Origin of the sequence: Alteromonas sp. BMJM2 (assembly GCF_027257845.1) — a bacterium.
GTDB lineage: Bacteria > Pseudomonadota > Gammaproteobacteria > Enterobacterales > Alteromonadaceae > Alteromonas.
Genome location: NZ_JAPVOT010000012.1, coordinates 117,796 through 126,327 on the forward strand (window position 1 = coordinate 117,796; position 8,532 = coordinate 126,327).

Below are 8,532 nucleotides of genomic sequence, written 5' to 3' on the forward strand. Positions count from 1 at the left end.
AACTTGCGGTTTTTGAATGGGCGCATTATACCCTTTAAGGGGGGTAATACCAATTCGGATTCATTGAGTATAATTGATGATGAGCTAATCGGGTTAATGCGGATGTGCGTAACGTAGATAAAAAGCTGGAAATAACAAGGTGTGAAACTAAAAAGCGCCGTTGAAACGGCGCTTTTAGAGAGGAACATGTTTGTTAAAGGGCTCTTTTTAAGGGCCCTTGCAAAAAATCTTTTTAGAGAACTTTCACCGAGGCCACCACGCCGTTACGGGTAATAGCAACGATCGCGTCTTCAACAACGATAGGCTCTACGTAAATAGAATCATCTTCGTCATCGCCACCCACGTCTAAACGGGCAACAATTTCACCACTTTCCTTTTCAATCCAGTGGAGAAATCCCCATTTATCGCCCACAACCACATATTCCCCAACAGGAGTTGCTGCCGTTAATGAACGCTGTTTGAGCGTACCCTGTGACCAAAGCTCGACACCATTTCGTCTATCTAAGGCGTAAACATTAGACGCGTTGTCGACAACAAAAATCTGATTACCATCAATATTTAAGTTACGAAATGAAGAGTACTCACGTTTCCAGATAACGCGACCTGAGCGCAACTCAACAGCCGCAAGCGCGCCACTGTAAGATACAGTATAAATAGTGCCACCATACAATACAGGCGTGGTGTCAATATCAACAATACGCTCTAATTCAGTTGCGCCAGATGGCGCTGAAATAACGGTCTCCCATGCCAATACACCTGTATCAATAAGATTAACCTGAAGCTTGCCCGTTGGCGCACCAACAATTACACCGCCATTTGACGCTATCGGACCCGAAATACCGCGTAATGTTAACGGTGGCGTATCCCCTTCATGTCGCCAAAGCTGCTCACCGGTTCGTGTATTAAAACCAAACAAACTACCAGCACCAGTGTTAACGACTAAAATGCCTTCATCGGCAGCCGGGGCTGCTAATACTTCACCAGGTACAGAGGCATCCCACACAAGCTCGCCACTCTCGGCGTCTAGTGCAGCCACATAACCGTTTTCAGTGCCTACAAAAACATGCTTATCCGCAACAAAAATACCGCCTATACGAGCACTTTCGCCATTGCTCCACAAATTGCTAACAGAACTCAACATACCTTCTGACCGGAACGTAGCAAAATTCTTTTCCCATACTATGTTGCCTGTTTCCGGCTCCATGGCAACCACATTACCATGGCGATCTGCAGCATAAAGTTTATCGTATGCATAGACAGGTTTTAGGCGTGAGAAGTAATGATTTACACCATTACCTATATCCCGCTCCCACTCTACCATTGGAGAAAACTTTGCTTCGATAGGCTTTAAACGGCGAATTTCAAGCTCTTCTTCGTCAGCAAACCAGTCTGAAACCGTTGAGCAACCAGACAAAGTAATTGAAACCGCCAACGCCATAGAAATAGTGCGAGCAAATCGAGCCTTACGGCCACAGGTGTTGTGAAACAAATTGCGTACCTCTTTAATTTTTGTCAGCCTTTCGACCCAAGCTTATTGAGCTGCCGCAACAGCTAGATTATCAAGCTTCATTTGTAACAATGGGTTGTTGGCATTTTTTTCTAATGCACTCGAGTATGCTAAACGCGCATCGTCGAACTTATCTTGTTGCTGATATACATCACCTTTAAGTTCGGATACTTCTGCGGAAAATGCCTCATTTGATACATCGCCAAGCGTAGACAACGCTGCATCGAGCTGGTTCATTTCTATTTGCACGCGAGCTAAGCGAAGTGACGCTAATTCTTTCATTTGCGCATTTTCAGCAAAGGTTATTACTTCATTTAGATGCGAGGCTGCTGTGTCCAAATCACCTGAATCAGCGGCTTTTTTTGCGGCAAGTAAGTTGGCAATACTCGCATAGCCAGTATCTTTATTTTCTTCGATAAACGCTTTTAAGCTATCGCTGCTGCCTTCTGCTGCAAAGGTTTCCACTGCAGTTTGATAAGCAACGGACGCGGCTTCTTTGCTTTCAATCTGCATATCTGAATATTGGCGCCATCCGAAAAGGCCGCCTAAGCCTAAAGCTGCGCCTACAATGATAGCTGTGCCGTGCTCTTTCCAAAAACGCTTAATCGCTTCAACTTGTTGTTCTTCTGTTGCGAACTGTTCCATGATGTCCTCTTGTTATTTTTCGCTCAGCAGTTTTAAAACCGTATTTGACAGGCTTTCAAAACTCACTGTAACTTGCTCTTGACCATCGCGAAGAGGCTTAACGCCAACTTTGCGTGATTGCATTTCGTCCGAACCTAAAAGTAGCGCTAGACGAGCACCGGTTTTATCCGCGCGCTTCAATTGTTTTTTAAAGTTTCCGCCGCCACAATGCATCATAATACGTGTGTCAGGCAATTGATTTCTCAAGTGCTCTGCGACTTCCACGGCATAAGATTGGGCATCATCACCCATAGCGGTTACGTAAACATCAGCAAAGCTGTCGTCTTGGCCTTCATCGGTTAGCGTAGTTAACAACAACACTAGACGCTCAATACCCATTGCAAAACCAACTGCAGGTGTCGCTTTACCACCAAGTTGCTCTACCAAACCATCGTAGCGGCCGCCGGCGCATATTGTACCTTGCGCACCTAAGCTGTCTGTTACCCACTCAAACACCGTTCGGTTGTAATAATCTAAGCCTCGAACTAACCGCGGATTAACTTCATAAGCAATACCCATCTCGGTTAATCGAGCGCACAGTGTTTCAAAATGCGTTTTCGATTCTTCATCCAAATGGTCGATAAGAGAGGGAGCATCTGCGATGGCGGCTTGAACGTCTGGGTTCTTACTATCTAGAACACGCAGTGGGTTAGTTTCCAACCTACGAAGTGAGTCTTCATCAAGCTTATCGGCTCTTGCCTTCAAAAATTCTACTAGCGTATCGCGATAAGCGGCGCGGGCTTCATTCGAGCCCAAGGTATTGATTTGCAGTGTAACGTGCTTTTCAATGCCAAACGCTTTCCAAAAGCGAGCGCTAAGTAAAATAACTTCAAGATCTATATCTGGCCCATCGATACCGTATGTTTCTACGCCAAATTGGTGGAACTGACGATACCGCCCTTTTTGCGGACGTTCGTGTCGAAACATTGGCCCCATGTACCACAAGCGTTGCTGTTGGTTATATAACAGCCCGTGTTCATTTCCGGCTCTTACGCAGCTGGCAGTTCCTTCCGGGCGAAGCGTTAGGCTATCACCATTTCTGTCGTCGAAGGTGTACATCTCTTTTTCGACAATATCGGTGACTTCACCGATAGAGCGTTTAAAAAGGTCTGTACTCTCAACAATAGGGGTACGTATCTCTTGATAACCGTAATTCGCCACTACCTGACGTAGCACAGATTCTACTTTCTGCCATGTACCGGAAATCTCCGGTAGGCAATCATTCATGCCTCGTATTGCCTGAATAGTCTTAGCCACTTAAAATTCTCATACTGCTAAATAGTGAAAAGCCCCGCATTATAGGGGCTTTGGAAACAAACAACAACGTTGCAGGCTTAGTCTTTTACCGATACCTGAATTTTGTTTTCTTTGCTCATCCGCATTGCTTTCGCGCGAATTCTAGCTTCTAGTTTGTCAACAAGATCATCGTTAGCTAAACGCTCTTTAACGCGCTTGCCATCTTCGTAAAGACCACTCATATTGCGAGCGCCTGTAAGCCCTAAGTCTGACACTTCAGCTTCTCCGGGACCATTGACAACACAGCCAATAATAGAGACATCCATCGGCGTTAGAATATCTTCAAGACGCTCCTCTAACGCATTCACCGTTCCAATAACATCGAACTCTTGGCGGGAACAGCTTGGACACGCAATGAAGTTGATACCGCGAGAACGTATACGCAGAGATTTAAGAATATCGAAACCTACTTTAATCTCTTCGACAGGGTCAGCAGCAAGAGAGACGCGTATGGTATCGCCAATACCTTCTGCGAGCAGCATGCCAAGCCCTACTGCGCTTTTAACCGCGCCAGCTCGTTGTCCGCCTGCCTCAGTGATACCTAGATGCAATGGCTGGTCAATTTTTTGAGCTAGTAACCGATAGGCACCGACGGCCAAAAAAACATCCGACGCTTTAACGCTAATCTTAAACTGATCAAAATTGAGTTTATCAAGAATATCCACGTGACGCATGGCCGACTCTACCAGAGCTTTTGGCGTAGGCTCACCGTATTTTTCTTGCAAATCTTTTTCTAAGGATCCGCCGTTCACCCCAATTCGAATCGGGATATTTTTATCTTTTGCGCAATCCACTACGGAGCGCACGCGTTCCATATTACCAATATTGCCTGGATTAATACGCAGACAATCCACGCCATACTCGGCAACTTTTAAAGCAATGCGATAATCAAAATGAATATCTGCCACTAGCGGTACGCTGACTTGGCGCTTTATTTCTTTAAAGGCTTCTGCCGCATCCATGGTTGGAACGGAAACACGCACGATATCCCCGCCTACAGCTACAATTCTGTTTATCTGCGCTACGGTTGCATCAACATCGGTAGTCAGTGTATTGGTCATCGATTGAACAGCAATGGGAGCACCATCGCCTATAGGAACATTTCCCACATTAATACGTGTTGACTTTCTGCGTTTAATAGGACTTTCTGCAAACATCTAAATACCTATAAAGGAAGCGTGAAGCGAGCTATTTTACCATTTTGAAACGATGTGATATCTGCTAGCTCGCCATTTACTGATATGCGCACATTATCAGGTGCGCCTAGAGTAACTGCAACAGGAGGAATACCTTGAATATCCAAAACCCGTCCCTGTTGCTTTACGCCAGTGGCGATAATCTCTCCGGTGGCATCCGCAATATTTACCCAACAATCTTCACTGAATGTAAAGGTCATTGATATAGGCGTAGCGGTCTCATTTAAATTTAAATCGACGTCTTCGTCTTCTGTCATACTGCTGACAAGCGCCGTGAGATTATTGCTGTCGTTTATTTCAGAAGGCGGGGCTGAAATTGAACCGCCTTCTAGACCGTCGCGATTTGCAAGGTTAGAGGGAGTATTTGATAACGCTGACGACGGTGCACTGCTCGGCGCGGAAATCGTTGAGTTTCCGCCCACTGATGTATTATCAGAGGTTGTGTTACCAGAGAAGGAAGTTTCAGACTCTGGAGACCGTGCCTTCGCTATAGCTTCGTCTTTTACCGACTCAATTAACGATGCATCTGTCGCCGCGCTGTCTCCAGGCTGCTGATACCACCATATTACTACGCCACCAATAATAATTAACAAAATAATGTAGGTGACCATCATCCAGCGGTCGTCATGTGTCTGTTTTGCGACACGCTTTGAGAAGCTTTGAAGCTTATCGGATGAGGGTACTTCAGATTGTTTATGATAGCGTTCAAACGCTTCAATAACTTCGTCTGACGGTAGTCCCAATTGTTTAGCGTAATTTCGTACGTAGCCTTTAGTAAAGGTTACTGATGATTTGTCATCAATGACGTCGTTTTCCAAGTCATTGATTTGAAATGGTTTTAAAAAAAGCTTACCAGCAATATCTTGCTGTGAAAGGCCCAACTGTTCTCTGCGCTCTTTCAATAAAGCACCTGGACTTGGCGTACTTTGTTCTTGTTGCGATACGACTTCTTGACTCGCGTTTTCTTCTGACACCATTAACCTCTATTCCTCCTGCATACTCGGTGGTACTAACCAAAGCTTTTGACCAGCAATAATAGCGCCAGTGTTGTCCAGGTTATTCCACTTTTGCAGTGTAGCCATCCTAATGTTGTATAACAACGAAATACGATATAAGTTTTCAGTTTGACTTACCACATGGAATTTCTTTGTTTGCTCGGAGGGTTCGCGCGCTGCGGTGTCATTTTGTACTTCACTCGAACGTAAATTATCCGATTTACCTCCTTCAGATGTTTCCTCAAGGGTGGACGTATTTTTCACTATGTTCGGCGTTTGTCTGGATTTTGCGTCTGATTCGGGCGCTTGCTCTTCGCTTTCAACGACGAGCACCGTTTGCTCAACCACTTCTCTTGGCGCTATTTCGGTTGACCTTCCCGTCACACCAGTGCCCCTGCTCGACTCTTTCACCACAGTTTTGACTGTTTTTATCACCTTAGCATTAAGATTTGAGCGCTCTTCCAAATAGCGCTTAGCTAAGGCGCTATTTGGGAACAAAGAAAGTAACATATCACCGTATCCCTTTGCGGTGGGGGCATCGCTCTGTCCAACCGCAATTTCATATGCCAACCAAAGTGAATCAGGTGAAACTTTGGCTACCCGTTCATAGCGGCGAAGTGTAGATTTAGCCTTTTCCCACTGTTCTGTAGCGAGGTAAAGTTCTGAAAGCAAAAATAGGGTTTTAGCACGGGCGGGCTGATGCTTAAGTGCACTTTCAAAATAGGCAATTGCATCAGGTATATTATTTTGGGACTGAGCGCACAGCGCTAAATTCTCGTAAGTTTGTGCGGTATTGGAATAAGACCGGTTATCGATGGCGCGAAGGAAGTATGTTTTAGCTTCGTCGTACTGACTGTTCTGGCATTTAAACGCACCAAAGCTGTTGGCAATATCACCGTTATTAGGTTCAATATTCAGCGCTGTTTGGTAGTATTCTTCTGCCCGCTGATTTTCGCCTACCAATTGGTAGTAATAGGCCATCGCATATTGCACATCGGCCGAGCGCGGATCGAACTCTATCGCCTTGTCGAGGTTGCGCTTAGCTTGAGCGTAATTATTATTTTGAAGGTAGGTAAGGCCTAACGACATCCGTGTTTTTGCGGCTCCTTCGGCATCGAAGTCTGCGCTATCAATACCTGTTTGGCTACTGCTTACGCAGCCCGCTAAAAATAGCGAAGCGCCCAATGCAGCGGCGCACACACTGTTTTTTAATCCCATTTGCAATCCAGTTAGCATAGTCTTACCCTAATATCGTAATGATTATTGGGCTATTTTTACTGAAATTGCTTCGCCCTTCATCTGTTTTTTTAACATTCTTTTTGTTCTATCAACAACATCGCCTACTAATTGACCACATGCAGCGTCAATATCGTCACCTCGAGTTTTACGAACAACTGTAGTGAAGCCGTATTCCATTAACACTTTAGCAAACCTATCAATTCTAGAATTACTAGAACAGGTATACGGTGATCCCGGGTAGGGGTTAAATGGAATCAGGTTTATCTTACTTGGCGTATCTTTTAGCACTTTTGCTAGCTCATGAGCCTGCTCGGTACTGTCGTTAATGTGAGAGAGCATAACATACTCTACCGTCACTCTACCTTGGTTTGCTTTGGACTTTGCCAAGTAACGACGCACACCAGCAAGAAACGCTTCAATATTATATTTTTTGTTTACCGGTACTATCTCGTTTCTCAACTCATCATTAGGCGCGTGCAGAGAAATGGCTAACGCTACGTCAATTTGATCTCCAAGCATATCCAACGCAGGCACGACACCTGATGTGCTTAATGTAACGCGGCGTTTTGACAAACCAAAACCAAAATCGTCTAACATGATGTCCATTGCTGGCACTACATTTTTAAGATTTAGTAGGGGCTCCCCCATTCCCATCATAACCACATTCGTTATGGGGCGCTGGCTGGTATCCTTTGAGAGGCCAAGGAATGTTGCAACTCGCCATACCTGGCCAATAATTTCACTCACGCTAAGATTGCGATTAAATCCTTGCTGAGCGGTACTACAGAATGTGCATTCAAGGGCACAGCCTACTTGCGAGGATACGCATAACGTGGCACGCTCTTCCTCAGGGATCCAAACAGACTCTACTTCTTGTCCGCCCTCAAGCGTTAAAGCGAACTTAATGGTGCCGTCGCTGGCTTCTTGAAAATACGCAATCTCGGGCGCTTTTATCTCGCAATTCTCAATAAGCATGGCACGAAGGTTTTTATTGAGGTTACTCATCTTCTCAAAATCGCTTTCGCCTTGCTGGTATATCCATTTCATTACTTGATCAGCACGAAATGGTTTCTCTCCTTTTTCCTTGAAGAAATTGCGCAAGCCTTCGCGATTTAGATTTAATAAGTTTGTTTTTGCCATGAATAAAATGACCCTTTTACCTTGCGAGGATTACTACCTCGAACTGCTTAATGAGAGTGCTAGTACTGCGTGTTGTACTTGAGAAGCGACTAAAGACAGTCATACTTTAACGAAAAAGTATGACTGTCTTTAGTGCTGCACATAAATTATCGATGCTTACGCTTATTACTGTATTACTTCCTCACTTTTGCTAGGTTGCGGTTGAGCCGCTCGTACACATTTTGCTAAACCTTTACTCAACCTTTGTAGTAAGGGTTTACATTAAACATTTGCGCTTAAAATTTGCGCAAATTCTACCATGTATGCCTTCGCATAAAAAGTAATGTGGTGCGTTCACTCACATCAGATATATCGAGTAGGGTGAGGCGTCACCGCCTCATCCCTCTCACAGAACCGTACATACGGGCCTCGTATACGGCTCATGCACATAATCATTTAGCGTAGTTGCTAAACACATATCCCGTTGCAACATTCT

Annotated in this window: 7 protein-coding genes; all 7 read right to left on the reverse strand. The window is 44.8% G+C overall.

All coding sequences use genetic code 11. From position 1 onward, the window contains the following. Nucleotides 1-232: 232 nt before the first annotated feature. On the reverse strand, nucleotides 233-1,489 hold the full coding sequence (gene bamB / locus O9X84_RS13590) for an outer membrane protein assembly factor BamB (RefSeq protein WP_269520260.1): 1,257 nt from the start codon (nucleotides 1,487-1,489) through the stop codon (nucleotides 233-235). 42 nt (nucleotides 1,490-1,531) lie between these two features. Continuing rightward, nucleotides 1,532-2,152: a YfgM family protein gene (locus O9X84_RS13595; RefSeq protein ID WP_269520261.1), complete on the reverse strand. Its 621-nt coding sequence runs from the start codon at nucleotides 2,150-2,152 to the stop codon at nucleotides 1,532-1,534. 12 nt (nucleotides 2,153-2,164) lie between these two features. Beyond that, nucleotides 2,165-3,448 (reverse strand): histidine--tRNA ligase, encoded by a 1,284-nt coding sequence (gene hisS, locus O9X84_RS13600; protein WP_269520262.1) that lies wholly within the window; start codon nucleotides 3,446-3,448, stop codon nucleotides 2,165-2,167. 77 nt (nucleotides 3,449-3,525) lie between these two features. Then, a complete protein-coding gene (gene ispG, locus O9X84_RS13605) occupies nucleotides 3,526-4,644 on the reverse strand; it encodes a flavodoxin-dependent (E)-4-hydroxy-3-methylbut-2-enyl-diphosphate synthase (RefSeq protein ID WP_269520263.1) in 1,119 nt (372 codons plus the stop codon). Between the two features lie 8 nt (nucleotides 4,645-4,652). Next, a complete protein-coding gene (locus O9X84_RS13610; protein ID WP_269520264.1) occupies nucleotides 4,653-5,660 on the reverse strand; it encodes a RodZ domain-containing protein in 1,008 nt (335 codons plus the stop codon). A 6-nt stretch (nucleotides 5,661-5,666) separates the two neighbouring features. Continuing rightward, a complete protein-coding gene (gene pilW, locus O9X84_RS13615) occupies nucleotides 5,667-6,896 on the reverse strand; it encodes a type IV pilus biogenesis/stability protein PilW (RefSeq protein ID WP_442864542.1) in 1,230 nt (409 codons plus the stop codon). Between the two features lie 42 nt (nucleotides 6,897-6,938). After that, complete coding sequence (locus O9X84_RS13620; RefSeq protein WP_269520266.1) at nucleotides 6,939-8,057, reverse strand: bifunctional tRNA (adenosine(37)-C2)-methyltransferase TrmG/ribosomal RNA large subunit methyltransferase RlmN; 1,119 nt, start codon at nucleotides 8,055-8,057, stop codon at nucleotides 6,939-6,941. Nucleotides 8,058-8,532 lie beyond the last annotated feature (475 nt).